Here is a 16,363-nt window from a genome sequence, read left to right on the forward strand (position 1 = left end):
GTGGGGCGATTGTCCAGCATGGCCGCGCTTTAGCCGAAAGCGGGCCGGTCGTCCACTGGTGCGAAAGCCCGTCACGCAGCCGTCACCGAAGCTTTGTCTGTGCGCCATCTTCCTGCAATGCGGCACGGCCAGAAGCGGCGCAGCAACACCCAAGCAGGAGATTCCCATGCTGTCGCGCCTTCTGTCCGCCACCGCGCTTTGCGCCACGCTGATCGCCGCACCGGCACTCGCCGAAACCACCTTCCCGGCAGTGCTCAAAGGGCAGGCCGTGCTGCCCGCCCTGACGCTGATCGACCCGCCGGCCGATGCCCCTGCGGATGCGCGCGTATCGGGCAAGTTCACCGGCGCTGCCCGCAATGATGTGGCCGAAAGCGTGGCGGGTGATACCGGCGCGATGCATGGCAAGCGCCTGACCGGGCTGAACCTGCCGTTCAACGGCCAGCCGCTTCAGGGCTTTTCCGGTTTCGCCATGCAGCAGGCTGAGGATGGCAGCACCTATGTGCTGACCGACAACGGCTTCGGCACCAAGCTGAACAGCCCCGATGCGCTGCTGTTCTTCAGCCGGATCATGCCCGATTTCACCAGCGGCAAGGTCGAGGTGAAGGAAACCGTGTTCCTGCACGACCCCGACCGCAAGGTGCCGTTTCGCATCGCCTATGAAGGCTCGGACAGCCGCTATCTGACCGGCGCGGATTTTGACCCTGAAAGCATCCAGATCATCAATGGCGAGGTCTGGATCGGTGAAGAGTTCGGCCCCTTCCTCATCCGCGCCACGCTCGATGGCAAGGTGCTCGCGGTCTATCCGACCATGCAGGGTGAAGAGGTCATCAAATCGGTGGATAACCCGGCCAATTCCGGCACCTCGGTGGTCGGCAAGGACTGGATCGTGCCGCGCTCGGGCGGGTATGAGGGCATGGCACATCAGCCGGGCACCCCTCTGCTGTGGGCCATGCTGGAAAAGCCGGTGATGACAGCCGAGGGGCAACCCGAAGGCGCCTTCCTGCGCGTCATGGCGTTTGACACGGCAGCGGAAAAGTGGACGGGGCAGGGCTTCAAATTCCGTCTGGCGGAAGGCGCAACCGCGATCGGTGATTTCAACTTCATCGACGAGACCCGTGCGCTGGTGATCGAGCGTGACAACGGCGAGGGCGATCCGTCTCTGAAATGCGCCGGTGATCCGGCGCCCGATTGCTTCCCGCTGCCCGCGCTGGTGAAGAATGTCGTGCTGATCGACACCGCCAGCGTCGATGTCGAGGGCTTCGTGCGCCGCATCGGCCATATCGACCTGATGGACATTGCCGACCCCGAGGGCGTGAACCGTCAGGAAACCCAGGCTGCGCGCGATCTGACCGGCAAGCACACCTTCCCCTTCTTCACCATCGAGGATGTGATGCGGGTGAACGATACGCAGATCATGGTGGCCAATGACAACAACCTGCCGTTCTCGTCGGGGCGCAAGCTGGATACGGCGGCGGATAACGAAGTGATCCTGCTGGACGTAGCCGAGATGCTTTCGGCGAAGTGAGCCGTCGCGCCTGCCTCACTTCAGGGGCAGGCGCATCTCCGAACTGCCGGACGGGCAGCAATGCGGGTCGTCCGGCTGGTAGCTGAACAGCGTCAGCACCAGTTCGCGGCCTGCGGCGGTGGTGTCCAGCCGGGCGGATTTGATTCCGTCCGGCGCCACGAACTCCTGCCAGATGGTCCAGCTTTCGCCGTCCCGCCGCAACACCATCTGCCGCAGCACAGCGGCATTGCCGCCATCGCCCGCCGTATAAGCGCCCTGCGCCAGCAGGTCGGCATCACCGTCGCCATCCAGATCCCCCTGCCAGCCAAGTACAAATTCCGGCGCTTCGGTTTCCGACAGGATCGCAAGTGCCCCTTCGGGCAGCGGATCGACGGGTTGCAGATCCTGCGCGGCCAGCGGGGTGGCGGCGATCAGCAGAGCGGCGGGCAGCAGCAGGCGCATCGGCGGGGTCTCCGGTTCTGGCGCCAGCATCGTCTGTGGCGCGTCAGGGTCAAGCCCCTGGGGCTGCGACAGGTTCCCTATTTTCCACCTGCGGATTCGCGGCGACCGAGGCCGATCTCCTCCAGTTCCTGCCGTCCGGCCTCGGTCCCGAAATGCTGGTTCTGGCTCAGGCCGGGGAATCGCGCCCGCACTTCGGCCGACAGCTCGACCGGCAGGCGGTTCACCACCGCCTCTGTCACCATCAGACTTTCGGCGGGCACGCCTTCGGCATAGATGATCTCGTGGCGTTCGAACACCAGGCTGAAGTAATCGACGAAGGCGCCTTCGCGCAGGAAGATCGTTTCGCCGTTCACCAGATGCTTGGCCTGCACCAGCAGTTCCGAAGTTGGCAGGCCCGGCGTCCGCTGACGCTGGTACAGGAACATGCGGTGATGCTGGCTGACTATCAGATCGCCCGCATTGCCCATGGCGCCTGAGGTAATGACGACCGGCGCGAAGGCCCCGACGGCCCGCAGGGTGGCATTCCCGACCCAGCGGACCGGCTGCGGCCCGTGGTCGCGCGTCAGAACCCGGTCCCCGGCGGTCAGTGTCTCGATGGGACGTTGCGAGCCATTCGCCATGGTGATCATCGTGCCGCGCGCAAAGCTCACGCACAGAAGATCGGACAGCGGCGTTTCCTCGGGCGCATCCTCGACCTTGACCAGCGTATAGCCAAGCCCGGCGGCCATGGGTGACAGCGGCAGCGCGAACAGCCCGTCGCCCGAACCCTCCAGCGCCAGTAGCAACAGTTCGACCCGGTTCGCATCGTCGCCCATCAGCGTGTAGCGCGCGACGACCCGCACCGGATCGCCCGGTTGCCCCAGACCGGAGCCCGTCGCCACCTGCTGCGCCTTTGCGGCACGCGCCACCACCAGGCGCAGCGGCTCGGTGCCGGGTTCAAGTTCGTAGACATCGCCCGCGCAGACATCGTCTGGCAGACCCAGCCCGTCACCCATGTTCACGCCATGCGCGACATAGACCGCATCGGCGGGGAAGACCATGCAGGCCTGTCCGGGCAGAAGGCGGGTCGGTAGGTCGGTCATGGCAAAAGGGCTTTCCGGGGCTGTGCGAAAGGGACGGCAGGCGCAGGCCGGCCGCTATGCAGTTTTCTGCATCAAGTCACGGAAATGTGCCAGCATTCGGGCAGAAGTAAGGGCCGATTGGTGCGCCTTGGCAAGTCGGGGGCCGCTTGCTACGGTCGGGCCGCATTATAACGGAGAACGCGCGATGGATCTGGGCATCAAGGGGAAAAGGGCACTGGTCTGCGCCTCGTCCAAGGGGCTGGGGCGTGGCTGTGCCGAGGCGCTGGCTGCCGCCGGGGTCGAACTGGTGATGAACGCACGCGGGGCCGAGGCGTTGCTTGCGACTGCCGATGACATCCGCACGCGCTTTGGCGTGCCGGTCACCACGGTTGCCGCCGATGTGACGACCGAATCCGGTCAGGCCGAGGTTCTGGCGGCGGCGAAGGATGTCGATATCCTCGTCACCAATGCGGGCGGCCCGCCGCCCGGCCTGTGGTCGGACTGGAGCCGCGACGATTTCATCCGTGCGCTGGATGCCAATATGCTGGCGCCGATCGCGCTGATGAAGGCCCTGTTGCCGGGGATGATCGAACGCCGCTGGGGGCGGGTCATCAACATCACCTCGCAATCGGTGAAGGCGCCCATTGCCCAGCTTGGCCTGTCGAACTCCGCCCGCGCCGGGTTGACCGGCTATGTGGCGGGCACCTCGCGGCAGGTGGCGCCTTTCGGCGTGACCATCAACAACCTGTTGCCCGGCATCCACGATACCGACCGCGCGACCGCGCTGGATGGCGGGGTGATGCAGACACGCGGCATCAGCCGGGACGAGGCGCGGGCCGAACGCATGGCGACGATTCCCGCCCGCCGCTATGGCACGCGCGAGGAATTCGGCGCGATGTGCGCCTTCCTTGCCTCGCAGCATGCCGGCTTCATCGTCGGGCAGAACATCCTGCTGGACGGCGGCGCCACCAACGCGACACTGTAAGCCGCGCCCCGCCGGGGCACCCCCCGGCGGGGTTGCCTTGGCGGGGTTGGGTTGCTAAGGGACGAGGGAAACCCAATCGTTTCAGTCGAGAAATCTGCCGGACTGAAAGACGCCATCGTGACCAGCCTGCCTCCCCGTCTCGAAATCCGGGACATCGTGAAACGTTTCGGCGCCCGCCGGGTGGTGGACGATGTGTCGCTGACCGTGATGCCGGGGCAGGTCACTTGCCTTCTCGGGCCTTCGGGCTGCGGCAAATCCACGACGCTGCGCATCATCGCCGGGGTCGAGATGCAGGACAGCGGCACCATTCATCTGGATGGGCGTCTGGTCTGCGACACGGTGACCCGCGTGCCGCCGGAAGGGCGGGGCATCGGGCTGATGTTTCAGGATTTCGCGCTGTTCCCGCATCTGACAGTGGCACGCAACGTGGCCTTCGGGTTGAAGGGCGACCGTGCTGCTCAGGCGCGTCGGGTGGACGAACTGCTGGAGAAGGTGAACCTCTCGGGCTATGGCGACAAGCATCCGCACCAGCTTTCAGGTGGGGAACAGCAGCGCGTCGCACTGGCCCGTGCGCTGGCGCCGCGCCCGCGGCTGATGCTGATGGACGAGCCGTTTTCCGGCCTCGACAACCGGCTGCGCGACGGTATCCGCGACACCACGCTGGCGGTGCTGAAGGAAGAGGGCGCGGCGGTCCTGCTGGTCACGCATGAACCTGATGAGGCGATGCGCATGGCTGACGAGATTGCGCTGATGCGGGATGGCCGGATTGTGCAGCAGGGATCGCCCTACAACGTCTACACCCGGCCTGCGGATCGGGCGGCGGCGGCTTTCTTCAGTGATGTCAATGTGATCCGGGGCGTATCGCGCGGGGCGCTGACCCTGACCCCGTTTGGCGAGTTCCTGACCCCCGGCCATACCGATGGCGGCGAGGTGGAAATCGTCATACGGCCGCAGCATCTGAAGATTGACTTTGATCGTGCCGGGCGCGGGCCAAACCCGACGCCGATGGATGGCACGCCCGCACGCGGCACGGTGCAGCGCGCCCGGTTCATGGGACGCGAGAGCCTTGTGGAATTCGTGATGGATTACGACGGCTCGACCCTGACCGCTGCCGTGCCGGGGGTGTTTCTGCCGAAACCGGGCACGGCGTTGTGGCTTATGATCCGGCGGGATCGCTGTTTCGTGTTTCCGGCGCATCGGCGGGCGTAAGTTCGGCGGCGATGCGGGCGCGGTAATCCTCCAGCCTTCGCCCCGGCTCGTCGGGATAGGTTTCGCCCGTTTCGGTGATGGCGACGATCCGGTCTACGCGGAAGCTGCGGAAATCGGCGCGCGCCTCGCAGAAGGCGGCCAGCGTCCAGACCCGGCCCCAGAATTCCAGTTGCAGCGGGCGGATGTCGCGGTGCGTCTCGGCGCCGCGCGGGTCGATATAGGTGATGGCCAGCCGCTGCCGCGCGCGGATCGCCTGCCGCAGGACCGGCAGATGCGGCGCGGCGCGCTGGGTTTCATCGGCGGAATAGACGAACAGATCGTCGGGCTCGGGCGTCGCCGGGGCAGGGACCACGGCGGCGATTTTCGCCGCCAGCCCGCGTGCCGCGCGCGCCAGCCCCGGATCGGCACCTTCCGCCACCAGCCGCACCCCGAGCCGCAGCGCCTCCATCTCGGGCGGGGTCAGGATCATCGGTGGCAGGGTGATCGGCGCGCGCAGGATGTATCCCACCCCGCGCTCGCCCTCCACCGGCAGGCCCGAAGCCATCAGCGTGGCCATGTCGCGCCAGATCGTGCGAACTGAAACCTCAAGCCGCTCTGCCATTTCCGAGGCGCGGTGCAGCCGCCCGTCGCGCAGGATCTGGATAAGTTCGAAAAGGCGGTCGGTGCGGCGCATGATGGCACAGGCTGACGGCTTGGCGCCCCGGCGTCAATCCGCCAGAGACCAGATCACCCGGTCATGGCGCATCCGCACGCTGGCGCCGTCGATCAGGGCCATGAACGGGGCGAAGGCCGGGTCTTTCACCACGGCTGTGGCGGCGGTCCGGGCCGCCGTGAGGTCGGCCCAGAGCACGAGGTCCGTCCAACTGCCATCTTCGCCCTGCATCAGATGCCGGGCGAGGAATCCGGGCTGCGCTTTCACCAGCGCTGCGGTCCCCTTTGCCGCCGCAAGAAACTGCGCGGATTCGGTGCCTTCAACCAGATGAAATTGCACGATTTCGGCGATGGCAACCGGGGTGGATAGGGTCTGTCGCATGGGAATCTCCTGTTGTTGCGATGGTGCTTTCTCGCAGAGGGCAACTGACATATAGCTGTCAGCAATCCGCCGCATCGCAGCGGATTCGGGGCTTACGCCGGGCGACGGCTTGGGTAAGCCTGTGGCCAAAGACACTTCCCATTGGAGGAATTCGACATGCAGATGGGACCCTGGCAACTGCTGCTTATCGCCGTCGTGGTGCTGGTTCTGTTCGGCCGCGGCAAGGTCAGCTCGCTGATGGGCGAGGTCGGCAAGGGCATCACGGCCTTCAAGAAGGGCGTGAAGGACGGCGCGAGCGAGATCGAGAACGCCGCCGATGACACCGTGAAGGCCGACAGCGCGAAAGACGTGACCCCGGCCGACAAGGACAAGGTCTGAGCCGCGCAACAGGCAGGCGGGTTCTGACGGGGGAAAGCGATGTTCGATATCGGATGGACCGAGCTTCTGGTGATCGGCGTCGTGGCGCTGATCGTCATCGGGCCGAAGGATCTGCCCATGATGTTCCAGCAGCTTGGCCGGTTCACCGGCAAGCTGCGGCGCATGGCGCGCGAGTTTCAGGGCGCGATGGAAGATGCCGCGCGCGAGGCAGGCGTGAAAGAGGCGGCGGATGATCTGAAAAAGGCCACCAGCGCCAAGTCGCTGGGCCTTGATGCGGTGAAGCAGGCGGCTGACAGATTCGAGAAATGGGACCCGCTGAAGCCGACCGCAGGCCCCGCCAGGGCGCAGCCCGACCCGGATGCGGCCGCGCCCGCCGACGCACCCGCGCCCACGCCGCCGGCAACCGGCACAGAAACGCAGGCGCTGGCAGAAAAGCAGGCCGCGCGCCGTGCCATCCTGAACGAGACCGGTGACAGGCTTCGCGCGTTGAAAGACGGCGAGACCCCCGCCGAAAAGGCCCCTGACGCATGAGTGCGAACGACCACATCGACGACAGCGCGGCGCCGCTGATCGAACATCTGAAGGAACTGCGGACCCGTATCCTTTATGCGATCGGGGCTTTCGCCGTCTGCTTCATCATCGGCTATCTGTTGTGGAAGCCGATCTTCGCCTTTCTGGCCCGCCCGATGTGCGTCGTGCTGGCCGAGCGCGGGCAGGAATGCCAGCTGATCCTCGTGAAGATGCAGGAGGGCTTCTTCGTCGCCATCCGCATCGCCATGTGGGGTGGCTTTGCGCTGGCCTTCCCGATCATCGCCTATCAGCTGTGGCGCTTCGTGGCGCCGGGGCTGTATCGATCCGAGAAAAAGGCCTTCCTGCCGTTCCTCGTGGCCTCGCCCGCGATGTTCCTGATCGGCGCGGCCTTCGCCTATTTCATCATCCTGCCTTTCGCTTTTGGCTTCTTCCTGGGCTTTCAGGACCAGTTCGCCAGCGATCTGGGGGGCGGCGACCTGACAGCGCCTCCGGCGGGGGTGGTTTTCCAGGGCTCGATGGAAAGTTATCTGGCGCTGACCATGACCTTCGTCATGGCCTTCGGTCTGTGCTTCCAGCTGCCCGTGCTGCTGACGCTGATGGGGCGGGCGGGGCTTATCTCCTCCAAGGGGCTGAAAGCCATGCGGAAATACGCGGTGGTCGGCATCCTTGCCGTGGCCGCTGTGGTGACGCCGCCGGATATGTTCAGCCAGATCATCCTCTTTGCGGCGATCTATCCGCTGTATGAAATCTCGATCTTCCTTATCGCGCGGTTCGAACGCGAACGTGAGGCGCAAGCCCGTGCCGATGGCACCTGGGTCGAGGAAGAAGACGACGACCCCGAAGGCGAGGATTACAAGTGACCGACCCTTTGCTGCGTATCGCCGAGGCGCTGGAGCGTCTGGCGCCGCCACCGCAACCCGCGCCGGATATCGGCGCTGCCCCGGCCTTCATCTGGCACACCGGCCCCGACCGGCTGGAGCCGGTGACGAAAGTGGCGCGGGTGGATCTGGATCTGCTGATCGGGGTCAACCGGGCGCGTGACACGCTGCTGGCGAACACCCGGCATTTTGCGCAGGGTCTGCCTGCGAACAACGCGCTTCTGTGGGGCGCGCGGGGGATGGGGAAATCCAGCCTGGTGAAGGCAATCCATGCCGCCGTGCGGGCCGAGGGGCAAGACCTGAAGCTGGTCGAACTGGCGCGCGAGGATCTGCCTTCGGTCGGGCGTCTGCTGAACCTCCTCCGCGCCTCCGATGCGCGGTTCGTGCTGTTCTGCGACGACCTGTCGTTCAGCCATGATGACCAGCATTACAAGAGCCTGAAGGCGGTGCTGGATGGCGGGATCGAGGGGCGGCCGGAGAATGTGATCCTTTACGCCACATCGAACCGCCGCCATCTGATGCCACGCGACATGATCGAGAACGAACGTTCGACCGCGATCAGCCCGAGCGAGGCAGTGGAGGAGAAGGTGTCGCTCTCCGACCGTTTCGGGCTGTGGCTGGGCTTCCACCCGTGTTCGCAGGACGATTATCTGGCGATGATCGACGGCTATTGCGCGGCTTATGGCGTGCAGGTGGCGCCCGAGGTGCTGCGGGCCGAGGCGATCGAATGGCAGGCCACGCGCGGCGCCCGCTCGGGCCGGGTGGCCTGGCAGTTCTTCACCGATCTGGCGGCGCGTCACGGCGTGCGCGTATCCTGAAACCGGCGTCCTGAACCAAGGGACGGCGCGCCGGGGGCATCGAGCCCCCGTCACCCCGGCTGGCGCGGAAGGTGGCCCGGCCTGATGCGGGACGGCGGGCGGCGGAGCCTTCGGCGGGAATATTGGGGCCAAGATAAAGGGCGGGTGCTGTGCGGCACCCGCCCTTTGCGTTTATTGCAGGTAGGATGCTTATTGGAGGTAGGACATGGGATCGACGGAGTCGAAGCCTTTGCGCACCTCGAAATGCAGGAAGGACGGGCTTCCGGCGCGGACTTTGGCGATTTGCTGGCCACGCTTGACCGAGGCGCCCTTGGCCACTGCCACCGCGTCGATGCCGCCATAGACCGTCAGCAGGTTGTTGGCATGGCGGATCACGAGGATCGGCACGCCATCGGTGTTCTTGGTGATGGCGGCCACGGTCCCGTCAGCAGCCGAGACCACGCCGGTGCCCGCGCTGGCACCGATGTCGATGCCTTCGTTCTTGCCCTTGGCATAGGGGCGGATGACCTGACCGCTGACCGGCATCGCCAGCTTCGAAGCCGAGGCGCTGCTGCGGTTCGCGCCGAGATCGGCGGCGGGTTTCTGCGCCGGGGCGGGGGCCGCACTGCCGTCAGGCTTCTTGGTGGCGACGGGCGGCTCGTCCTTGGCGGGCAGCGGCTTGGCGGCCGAGGGCGGCACTGGCGTCGGCGAACCGGCACCGGGCTGGGTGACAGGTTCCGGCGCACGGGTGGCCGGGGCCGGGGTGGCGGCGACCGGGATCAGCAGATACTGCCCCTCGCGCACCGTCATGTTGGCATCCAGCCCGTTCCAGTCGGCCAGCGCCTTGGCAGAGACGTTGTAGGCCCGCGCGATGATGAAGGCGGTTTCGCCACGCTTCACCTGATGGCGGGCAGGTTCGACGCCGGGCGCCGCAGCAGCGGAATCGGCGCCTTTCTGCCAGCCCTGCGGCGCGGCGGCAGGTTTCGGCGCGGCGCGGTCGATGGCGGCGCTGGCCAGAGGGGCCACGTCGATGGAGCCTGACTTGATCGGAGCACCGACAATGGCGCCGGTGGCCGGTGCGACCGGCGCAGCACCTTCCGCGACGCGGCGCGGCAGGGCAAGGATTTCGCCCTCGCGCACGGGGTCGTTCGGGTTGACGGCATTGTAGCGCGCCAGTTCGCCGGGGTCGATGCCGACGCGGGCGGCGACGCTGGCCACGGTATCGTTGCGCCGGGCAACGGCCACCTGATAGCCTGGATAAGAGATTATACCGCGCGCGTCAGGGCTGGGCCTTGCAGCGGTGGCGGCACGGGCGGCATCGGCGGTAGAGACACCACCGGGCCGGAAATCCCAGTCGAAGGGTTTGCCGCCGCCATTGCCGCAGGCCGCGACGAGCAGAAGGCTGCCGCCAAGGCCGAGGGCGCGGAGCGGGGGCAAGGTAAGAAAGGTCGATCGCATAGCTCTGCCTCGTTCCTGCCCGGTTGATCCGGGTCGCGTTGCGTTACGCTTCATATAGTGCGCGCCAGACTATTCGGACGCAAGCCCTTCGACCAGAGGAACGAAACGAACCGGCCGCAACTCTTCGTAATCGAAACCGTTGGGCAGGCGTGTAACCTTGATCAGGCTCTGCACCGCATCGGATTGACCGACCGGCAGCACCATGACGCCGCCGGGTTTCAGCTGTGCGAGGAGCGGGCCGGGCGGGTCTTCGGCAGCGGCCGTGACAAGGATGCGGTCGAACGGGGCCTGTTCGGGCCAGCCAAAGCTGCCATCCCGCGCCACGGCGGTGATGTTGGTCAGGCTGAGCTGGCGAAACAGTTCCGAGGATTCACGCACAAGGCGGCGGTGGCGGTCGATTGTATAGACCCGGCGCGCCAGCTGGCTGAGGATCGCGGCCTGATAGCCGGAGCCGGTGCCGATTTCCAGTACCACATCGCGCGGCTGGACCCCCAGCGCCTGGGTCATCAGCCCGACGACCGAGGGTTGCGAAATGGTCTGCCCGCAGGAGATGGGCAGCGGCATGTCCTCGTAAGCGCGGTCGGCGAACAGACCTTTGACGAAAAGGCCACGGTCTATCCGCTCCATCGCGGTCAGAACGCGGGCATCGGTGACGCCACGTGAGCGCAGGGCAAAGAGAAAGCGCATCTTGCGTTCGGCCGGGTCGTCCTCGTGATCCGGCGTCCCTGTGGTCATGCGAGACCTGCCGCCAGATCGGCCAGAACATCATGGGCGGTCAGATCGGCCCGCATCGGTGTGACCGAGATATAACCGTCCAGATTGACGGCGGCATCGGTGCCCGGCGCGGTGGGGCGATGTTGGGGGCCGCCCTTGATCCAGAGGAATTTCTTGCCGGAGGGCGAGATATGCGGATCAGCGGAAAAGCTGGTATCGCGGCGGAACCCCTGAGCGGCGGCGCGGATGCCTTTCACGGCGGCGCCCCCGACGGGCGGGAAATTCACGTTGTAGAACAGGCGGTAATCGGCCTCGGGCTGCCAGAGCCCGGTGTCGAGGATACGGCGCACCACTGCCGCACCGTGCTGGCGTGCGGCCTGAAACGGGTCATCCAGTTCGGCGGTCTGCGGCCCCATGAACTGCGACAGTGCAATGGCGGGGATGCCTTGCAGCGCCGCCTCCATCGCGCCGCCGATGGTGCCGGAGTAAAGCGTGTTCTCGGCGGCATTGTTGCCCCGGTTCACGCCCGACAGCACCAGATCGGGGGCAGCCCCCTGCAACACATCATAAAGCGCGGCCAGAACGCAATCGGCAGGGCTGCCCTCGGTGGCGTAACGGCGCGGGCCAAGCTTGGCGATCAGCATGGGATGGGTATAGCTGATGCAATGGCCTACGCCGGATTGTTCGAAGGCGGGTGCCACGGTCCAGACTTCGCCCTCAGGCCCCGCGATTTCGGCGGCGATGGCGGCAAGCACCTCAAGTCCGGGGGCGTTGATACCGTCGTCGTTCGTAATCAGGATGCGCATTCGGAAAGCCTTTCGTTGGCATCCTGATTAGACGAGCCCGCCGCATGCGGCAAGCGCCGGGACGGGATTTCGCAGCGGGTGCCGCATGCGGGCCACGCCCGCCGCTTAGGCCAGTGCGAGACCGCCTTCCTCTTGCAGGAAGCGCACGACATCGGTGACGCCGCGACCATGGCGCAGCTCGGCCATCACATAGGGCCGGGGGCCACGGGCGCGGGCGGTGTCTTCCTCCAGCAGAATGCGATCCACCCCGACATGCGGCGCTAGGTCGGTCTTGTTCACCACCAGCAGGTCCGAGCGCGTGACCCCCGGCCCGCGTTTGCGCGGAATGTCCTGCCCGGCGGCGGTGTCGATGACATAGATCGTCAGATCCGCAAGTTCAGGGCTGAAGGTCGCGGCCAGATTGTCGCCACCGGATTCGATGAGGATCAGATCGAGGTCGGGGAAATTGCGGCGCAGATCCGCCACGGCGGCGAGGTTGATCGAGGCATCCTCGCGGATCGCGGTATGGGGGCAGCCGCCGGTTTCGACGCCCCGGATGCGATCCGCTGGCAACACCTGCGCGCGCATCAGGTATTCGGCATCCTCGCGCGTGTAGATGTCATTGGTGATGACGGCCATGGAGCAGCGGCCGGCCAGCGCGGCGCAAAGCTTTTCCGTCAGCGTTGTCTTGCCTGCGCCCACCGGGCCGCCGATCCCTACCCGCAGCGGGCCGTTCATGCTGGTCATGTTCTGAAAATCCTGATGTCCATGGTTTCGTGCCGCATTGCCGCCAGATCGGCGCCGGGGGTGAAGCCGGAAATATCGTCCAGCGGGGACTCGGCAAGGTCTGTTGCCAGTGCGGTCAGGCCGGGGGCCAGATCATGCAGCAGCCGCTGCCCCGCGCCTTGCCCCAAGGGCACAAACCGCACGGCGGCCGACACAAGCTGCGCCGCAAGGCCATGCAGCCAGAGCGTCAGAACCTCCGCCGTTGTCACGCGAAGGGGGCGGGTCGCCAGCCCCACTGCCACCGCATAGGGCAGGCCCTCGGGCAAGACGATGCCGGTCATCGCCCGATGGGCGCGGGCGAAGGCGGCGCCCTGTTCCAGCATCTCGGTCTCGCGTTCGGCTGCGGTGGCGAAGGCCAGCGCCAGATCGGCCAGCATCTGCGGGTCGTCGCCCGTGCGGGCCCGCGCCAGCAGGATGCCATCGACCCGCCCGCTGCCATGATGCAGCACCGCCCGCACCCAGGGGCGCAGCGTCTCGATGCTGGTCAGCCCGCCCTCGGCAATCGCCCATTCCAGCCCCTGCGAATAGGCAAAAGCGCCGATCGGAAAGGCGGGCGACAGCCATTGCACCAGATACAGCCGGTCGGTCGCCTCAGCCATGGACATGGAACTTGCCGTCGCCATGGTGATGGCCGAAGGGGCCATGATCGTGGTCGCCGTGGTCGTGCCCCCCATGATCATGCCCCATCGTGCGGCCGTGGCCATAGGCCCCGCCTTCGGGACGGAACGGCGCGGTCGAGGGCGTCAGCTCCGCCCCCAGCCCGGCGAGCATCTTCTCCAGCACATGATCGCGGCGGATCGCCAGATGGGTGGCGCTGATCTGGCAGGGCGTATGGCGGTTGCCGATATGCCAGGCCAGACGCGGCAGATCGCCCCGCACCTCAATGATCTCCTCCGCAGCTGCGATGACGACGATCAGCCGCCCGTCGGAAAGCTGGAATGCATCACCCTGATCGAGGCTCGTGGTTTCGGCCAGATCGACGAGGAAGGCGCCGCCATCCTCCGCCACCAGCCGCTTGCGTCGCAGAAACCGTGCGTCATAGCCCAGCACGACGCGGCTGTCGGCCTTCAGCCACTGGCCGCTGCGAAGAATGCCCTGAGCCACGGGGATATTCATGGTCTTTCAACCTTTTGTTGTCTGAGTGAGGGGGAGGGGGCGCCGATGCCGGATCACGGATCAGAACAGGAAGTATCGCTGCGCAAGCGGAAGGCTTTCCGCTGGCTGGCAGGTCAGCAATTCACCATCCGCCCGCACCTCATAGGTTTCCGGGTTCACCTCAATCAGGGGCGTCGCCGCGTTCAGAACCAGATCGGATTTCGTCACCTTGCGCGTGCCCTCCACGCCGTGCAGCTGTTTCTGAAGGCCAAGCTGCGCACCGACCCCGTTGGCGATGGCCGCCTGCGACAGGAAGGTGGCACAGCTTTCATAGCGGGCGCGGCCAAGGGCGCCGAACATGGGCCGCGAATACATCGGCTGCACGGGGATCGAGCCGTTGGGATCGCCCATCTGCGCCAGAACGATCATGCCGCCCATCAGCACCATGTCGGGTTTGGCGCCAAAGAAGGCAGGCGACCACAGCACCAGATCGGCGCGCTTGCCAACCTCGACGCTGCCGATATGGCGCGACAGGCCATGCGCCAGCGCCGGGTTGATGGTGTATTTGGCGATATAGCGGCGCACACGGAAGTTGTCATTCGCGCCGGTCTCCTCGGCCAGCCGCCCCCGTTGCAGCTTCATCTTGTGCGCGGTCTGCCAGGTGCGGGTGATGACCTCGCCCACCCGTCCCATGGCCTGACTGTCCGACGACAGGATGGAAAACGCCCCCATGTCATGCAGAATGTCCTCGGCGGCGATGGTCTCCTTGCGGATGCGGCTTTCGGCGAAGGCCACATCCTCGGGGATCGAACGGTCGAGGTGGTGGCAGACCATCAGCATGTCCAGATGCTCTTCTACCGTGTTGACGGTGTAGGGCATCGTCGGGTTCGTCGACGAGGGCAGCACATTCTGGCTGCTGACCACCTTCATGATGTCGGGCGCATGGCCGCCGCCCGCGCCCTCGGTGTGGAACGCGTGGATGGTGCGGCCCTTGATGGCGGCCAGCGTGTTTTCCACAAACCCGCTTTCGTTCAGCGTGTCGGTGTGGATCATCACCTGCACGTCCATGTCATCGGCCACCGAGAGGCAGCAGTCGATTGCGGCGGGGGTGGTGCCCCAGTCCTCATGCAGCTTCATGGCGCAGGCTCCGGCCTCCACCATCTCGACCAGCGCTGCGGGAAGCGAGGCATTGCCCTTGGCCGCGATCCCGAAATTCATCGGGATGGCATCCAGCGCCTGCAACATCCGCCCGATATGCCAGGGGCCAGGGGTGCAGGTGGTGGCCAGCGTGCCATGCGAGGGGCCGGTCCCGCCGCCCAGCATGGTGGTCACGCCGGAATGCAGCGCGTCCTCGGCCTGTTGCGGGCAGATGAAGTGGATATGCGCATCCATCCCGCCAGCGGTGACGATGCGGCCTTCGCCCGCGATGATGTCGGTCGCCGGACCGATGGGGATGGTGACGCCGGGTTGCGTGTCGGGGTTGCCCGCCTTGCCGATGGCCGCGATCAACCCGCCCCGCAGGCCGATGTCGGCCTTGTAAATGCCGGTATGATCGACGATCAGCGCATTGGTAATCACCGTGTCCGGTGTGCCCTCTGCCCGTGTCATCTGGCCTTGTCCCATACCGTCACGGATGACCTTGCCGCCGCCGAACTTCACCTCCTCGCCATAGATCGTCAGATCACGCTCGACCTCGATCACCAGGTCGGTGTCGCCAAGACGCAGCCGGTCGCCCGTCGTCGGGCCGTACATCGCCGCATAGGCGGGGCGCGAGATTTTCACGGCCATTCACAGATCCCCCATGACCTTCTGGTTGAAGCCGTACACCCGGCGCGTACCGCCAAAGGGCACCAGCCGAACCTCGCGGCTTTGCCCCGGTTCAAATCGCACCGCAGTGCCCGCCGCGATGTCCAGCCGCATGCCGCGCGCTGCCGCCCGGTCGAAGCTGAGGCCGGCGTTGGTTTCCGCGAAATGGTAATGGCTGCCGACCTGCACGGGCCGGTCGCCGGTATTGGCGACCATCAGGGTCAGGCTTTCGGCGCCCTCGTTCAGGATGATGCTGCCGTCGGCTGGAAAAATCTCTCCGGGGATCATGGGCTTACCCCGCGATGGCAAGCGCGAGGCCCGCCATGGCCGTCACGCCGCCGAGGCCGCGCACCACCGCTGCCCGGGACAGCCGGATCAACCCGAGGCCCAGCCCGACCCCGGCCAGATGCAGCGCGATGGTCGCCAGCGCGAAGCCCGCCGCATAAAGCGCCAGTCCAGCTGCGGGGCCTTCCGCGCCATGGGCATGGCCGTGGAACAGGCCGAACAATGCCACCGCCGCCATTGCATGCGCGAGGGCTGGGCGCAGTGCCAGTGCTGCGGCGGCACCCAGCGCAACGATGGAGGCAAGGATCATCGGCTCCACCCCTGGCAGCGGCAGGCCAGCCGCCCCGGCGAGGCCGCCGACAAGCATGGCCGTGACGAAGGCCAGTGGCAGCGTCAGCATGGCCCGCCCGCCCATCAGTGCCGCCCAAAGGCCGACGGCAACCATCGCCAGAACGTGATCGGCCCCTCCCAGTGGATGCCCGATCCCGGCGGCGAAGACGTCACCGCCGATATGGCCGGGATGCGCCAGCGCCATGCCGGGCAGGAACAGCGGGAACAGGCTTGCGGACAGAAGAATGCGGTTCATGGGCGGCCTC

Annotated in this window: 20 protein-coding genes; 7 read left to right on the forward strand and 13 right to left on the reverse strand. The window is 66.3% G+C overall.

Translation table 11 applies throughout. The annotated features are described in order from the left end of the window. The first annotated feature begins 166 nt into the window (after positions 1-166). Entirely contained in the window at positions 167-1,525 is a 1,359-nt protein-coding gene (locus AO684_RS05245) for an esterase-like activity of phytase family protein (RefSeq protein ID WP_054301695.1), read from the forward strand. Positions 1,526-1,540: 15 nt separating this feature from the next. Here AO684_RS05245 and AO684_RS05250 read toward each other — a convergent pair whose 3' ends face one another. Together AO684_RS05250 and AO684_RS05255 are read right to left on the reverse strand one after the other, a co-directional pair. Further along, positions 1,541-1,966, reverse strand: a complete 426-nt coding sequence (locus AO684_RS05250) for a hypothetical protein (protein ID WP_145693525.1) — start codon at positions 1,964-1,966, stop codon at positions 1,541-1,543. A gap of 77 nt (positions 1,967-2,043) precedes the next feature. Then, on the reverse strand, positions 2,044-3,048 hold the full coding sequence (locus tag AO684_RS05255) for a Hint domain-containing protein (RefSeq protein WP_235451215.1): 1,005 nt from the start codon (positions 3,046-3,048) through the stop codon (positions 2,044-2,046). A gap of 184 nt (positions 3,049-3,232) precedes the next feature. Between AO684_RS05255 and AO684_RS05260 the strand changes: the two genes are divergently transcribed. Both AO684_RS05260 and AO684_RS05265 read left to right on the forward strand, forming a co-directional pair. Beyond that, positions 3,233-4,012, forward strand: a complete 780-nt coding sequence (locus tag AO684_RS05260) for an SDR family oxidoreductase (protein ID WP_054301697.1) — start codon at positions 3,233-3,235, stop codon at positions 4,010-4,012. A gap of 117 nt (positions 4,013-4,129) precedes the next feature. Continuing rightward, positions 4,130-5,221, forward strand: coding sequence for an ABC transporter ATP-binding protein (locus AO684_RS05265; RefSeq protein WP_054301698.1), 1,092 nt, complete (start codon positions 4,130-4,132; stop codon positions 5,219-5,221). Here the strand turns inward: AO684_RS05265 and AO684_RS05270 are convergent. Both AO684_RS05270 and AO684_RS05275 read right to left on the reverse strand, forming a co-directional pair. Further along, positions 5,169-5,894 (reverse strand): YafY family protein, encoded by a 726-nt coding sequence (locus tag AO684_RS05270; protein WP_082400745.1) that lies wholly within the window; start codon positions 5,892-5,894, stop codon positions 5,169-5,171. The genes AO684_RS05265 and AO684_RS05270 overlap by 53 nt on opposite strands. Before the next feature lie 33 nt (positions 5,895-5,927). Beyond that, positions 5,928-6,254, reverse strand: a complete 327-nt coding sequence (locus tag AO684_RS05275) for an antibiotic biosynthesis monooxygenase (RefSeq protein WP_054301699.1) — start codon at positions 6,252-6,254, stop codon at positions 5,928-5,930. A gap of 156 nt (positions 6,255-6,410) precedes the next feature. Between AO684_RS05275 and tatA the strand changes: the two genes are divergently transcribed. From tatA to AO684_RS05295, 4 genes are read left to right on the forward strand one after another with little or no spacing between them, the layout of a single operon-like run. Then, positions 6,411-6,632, forward strand: a complete 222-nt coding sequence (tatA, locus tag AO684_RS05280) for a twin-arginine translocase TatA/TatE family subunit (protein ID WP_054301700.1) — start codon at positions 6,411-6,413, stop codon at positions 6,630-6,632. 39 nt (positions 6,633-6,671) lie between these two features. Next, a complete protein-coding gene (gene tatB, locus AO684_RS21210) occupies positions 6,672-7,163 on the forward strand; it encodes a Sec-independent protein translocase protein TatB (RefSeq protein WP_082400747.1) in 492 nt (163 codons plus the stop codon). Further along, the gene (gene tatC / locus AO684_RS05290) at positions 7,160-8,023 is read left to right on the forward strand and encodes a twin-arginine translocase subunit TatC (RefSeq protein ID WP_054301701.1); all 864 of its coding nucleotides are present in this window, start codon (positions 7,160-7,162) and stop codon (positions 8,021-8,023) included. Before tatB ends, tatC begins: the two co-directional genes overlap by 4 nt. Then, complete coding sequence (locus AO684_RS05295) at positions 8,020-8,859, forward strand: ATP-binding protein (RefSeq protein ID WP_054301702.1); 840 nt, start codon at positions 8,020-8,022, stop codon at positions 8,857-8,859. Before tatC ends, AO684_RS05295 begins: the two co-directional genes overlap by 4 nt. Positions 8,860-9,048: 189 nt before the next feature. On the opposite strand, the gene AO684_RS05300 is transcribed toward AO684_RS05295, so the two are convergent. The 9 genes from AO684_RS05300 to AO684_RS05340 form a co-directional block, all read right to left on the reverse strand. Further along, complete coding sequence (locus AO684_RS05300; protein ID WP_054301703.1) at positions 9,049-10,296, reverse strand: M23 family metallopeptidase; 1,248 nt, start codon at positions 10,294-10,296, stop codon at positions 9,049-9,051. 69 nt (positions 10,297-10,365) lie between these two features. Then, positions 10,366-11,031 (reverse strand): protein-L-isoaspartate(D-aspartate) O-methyltransferase, encoded by a 666-nt coding sequence (locus tag AO684_RS05305; protein WP_054301704.1) that lies wholly within the window; start codon positions 11,029-11,031, stop codon positions 10,366-10,368. Next, the gene (gene surE, locus AO684_RS05310) at positions 11,028-11,816 is read right to left on the reverse strand and encodes a 5'/3'-nucleotidase SurE (protein ID WP_054301705.1); all 789 of its coding nucleotides are present in this window, start codon (positions 11,814-11,816) and stop codon (positions 11,028-11,030) included. The genes AO684_RS05305 and surE overlap by 4 nt, the downstream gene beginning before the upstream one ends. Positions 11,817-11,921: 105 nt before the next feature. Further along, complete coding sequence (gene ureG, locus AO684_RS05315) at positions 11,922-12,542, reverse strand: urease accessory protein UreG (RefSeq protein ID WP_054301706.1); 621 nt, start codon at positions 12,540-12,542, stop codon at positions 11,922-11,924. Next, a complete protein-coding gene (locus AO684_RS05320) occupies positions 12,539-13,180 on the reverse strand; it encodes an urease accessory UreF family protein (protein ID WP_152968359.1) in 642 nt (213 codons plus the stop codon). The genes ureG and AO684_RS05320 overlap by 4 nt, the downstream gene beginning before the upstream one ends. Next, on the reverse strand, positions 13,173-13,697 hold the full coding sequence (ureE, locus tag AO684_RS05325) for an urease accessory protein UreE (protein WP_054301708.1): 525 nt from the start codon (positions 13,695-13,697) through the stop codon (positions 13,173-13,175). The genes AO684_RS05320 and ureE overlap by 8 nt, the downstream gene beginning before the upstream one ends. A gap of 60 nt (positions 13,698-13,757) precedes the next feature. Further along, complete coding sequence (ureC, locus tag AO684_RS05330; protein WP_054301709.1) at positions 13,758-15,464, reverse strand: urease subunit alpha; 1,707 nt, start codon at positions 15,462-15,464, stop codon at positions 13,758-13,760. Further along, positions 15,465-15,770 carry an urease subunit beta gene (locus AO684_RS05335; RefSeq protein WP_054301710.1) on the reverse strand — a complete coding sequence of 102 codons (306 nt, stop codon included), beginning with the start codon at positions 15,768-15,770 and terminating at the stop codon, positions 15,465-15,467. A 4-nt stretch (positions 15,771-15,774) separates the two neighbouring features. Next, positions 15,775-16,353: a HupE/UreJ family protein gene (locus tag AO684_RS05340; RefSeq protein ID WP_054301711.1), complete on the reverse strand. Its 579-nt coding sequence runs from the start codon at positions 16,351-16,353 to the stop codon at positions 15,775-15,777. Positions 16,354-16,363: the final 10 nt, after the last annotated feature.

Source organism: Gemmobacter sp. LW-1, assembly GCF_001303875.1.
In the GTDB taxonomy this organism is placed as follows: Bacteria; Pseudomonadota; Alphaproteobacteria; order Rhodobacterales; family Rhodobacteraceae; genus Gemmobacter; species Gemmobacter caeni.

Bases quoted from the DNA above. Each gene is read 5' to 3' on its own strand.
- AO684_RS05245 (WP_054301695.1), top strand. From the start codon at position 167: ATGCTGTCGCGCCTTCTGTCCGCCACCGCGCTTTGCGCCACGCTGATC.
- AO684_RS05250 (WP_145693525.1), bottom strand. From the start codon at position 1,966: ATGCGCCTGCTGCTGCCCGCCGCTCTGCTGATCGCCGCCACCCCGCTG.
- AO684_RS05255 (WP_235451215.1), bottom strand. From the start codon at position 3,048: ATGACCGACCTACCGACCCGCCTTCTGCCCGGACAGGCCTGCATGGTC.
- AO684_RS05260 (WP_054301697.1), top strand. From the start codon at position 3,233: ATGGATCTGGGCATCAAGGGGAAAAGGGCACTGGTCTGCGCCTCGTCC.
- AO684_RS05270 (WP_082400745.1), bottom strand. From the start codon at position 5,894: ATGCGCCGCACCGACCGCCTTTTCGAACTTATCCAGATCCTGCGCGAC.
- AO684_RS05275 (WP_054301699.1), bottom strand. From the start codon at position 6,254: ATGCGACAGACCCTATCCACCCCGGTTGCCATCGCCGAAATCGTGCAA.
- tatA (WP_054301700.1), top strand. From the start codon at position 6,411: ATGCAGATGGGACCCTGGCAACTGCTGCTTATCGCCGTCGTGGTGCTG.
- tatB (WP_082400747.1), top strand. From the start codon at position 6,672: ATGTTCGATATCGGATGGACCGAGCTTCTGGTGATCGGCGTCGTGGCG.
- tatC (WP_054301701.1), top strand. From the start codon at position 7,160: ATGAGTGCGAACGACCACATCGACGACAGCGCGGCGCCGCTGATCGAA.
- AO684_RS05300 (WP_054301703.1), bottom strand. From the start codon at position 10,296: ATGCGATCGACCTTTCTTACCTTGCCCCCGCTCCGCGCCCTCGGCCTT.
- AO684_RS05305 (WP_054301704.1), bottom strand. From the start codon at position 11,031: ATGACCACAGGGACGCCGGATCACGAGGACGACCCGGCCGAACGCAAG.
- surE (WP_054301705.1), bottom strand. From the start codon at position 11,816: ATGCGCATCCTGATTACGAACGACGACGGTATCAACGCCCCCGGACTT.
- ureG (WP_054301706.1), bottom strand. From the start codon at position 12,542: ATGACCAGCATGAACGGCCCGCTGCGGGTAGGGATCGGCGGCCCGGTG.
- AO684_RS05320 (WP_152968359.1), bottom strand. From the start codon at position 13,180: ATGGCTGAGGCGACCGACCGGCTGTATCTGGTGCAATGGCTGTCGCCC.
- ureE (WP_054301708.1), bottom strand. From the start codon at position 13,697: ATGAATATCCCCGTGGCTCAGGGCATTCTTCGCAGCGGCCAGTGGCTG.
- ureC (WP_054301709.1), bottom strand. From the start codon at position 15,464: ATGGCCGTGAAAATCTCGCGCCCCGCCTATGCGGCGATGTACGGCCCG.
- AO684_RS05335 (WP_054301710.1), bottom strand. From the start codon at position 15,770: ATGATCCCCGGAGAGATTTTTCCAGCCGACGGCAGCATCATCCTGAAC.
- AO684_RS05340 (WP_054301711.1), bottom strand. From the start codon at position 16,353: ATGAACCGCATTCTTCTGTCCGCAAGCCTGTTCCCGCTGTTCCTGCCC.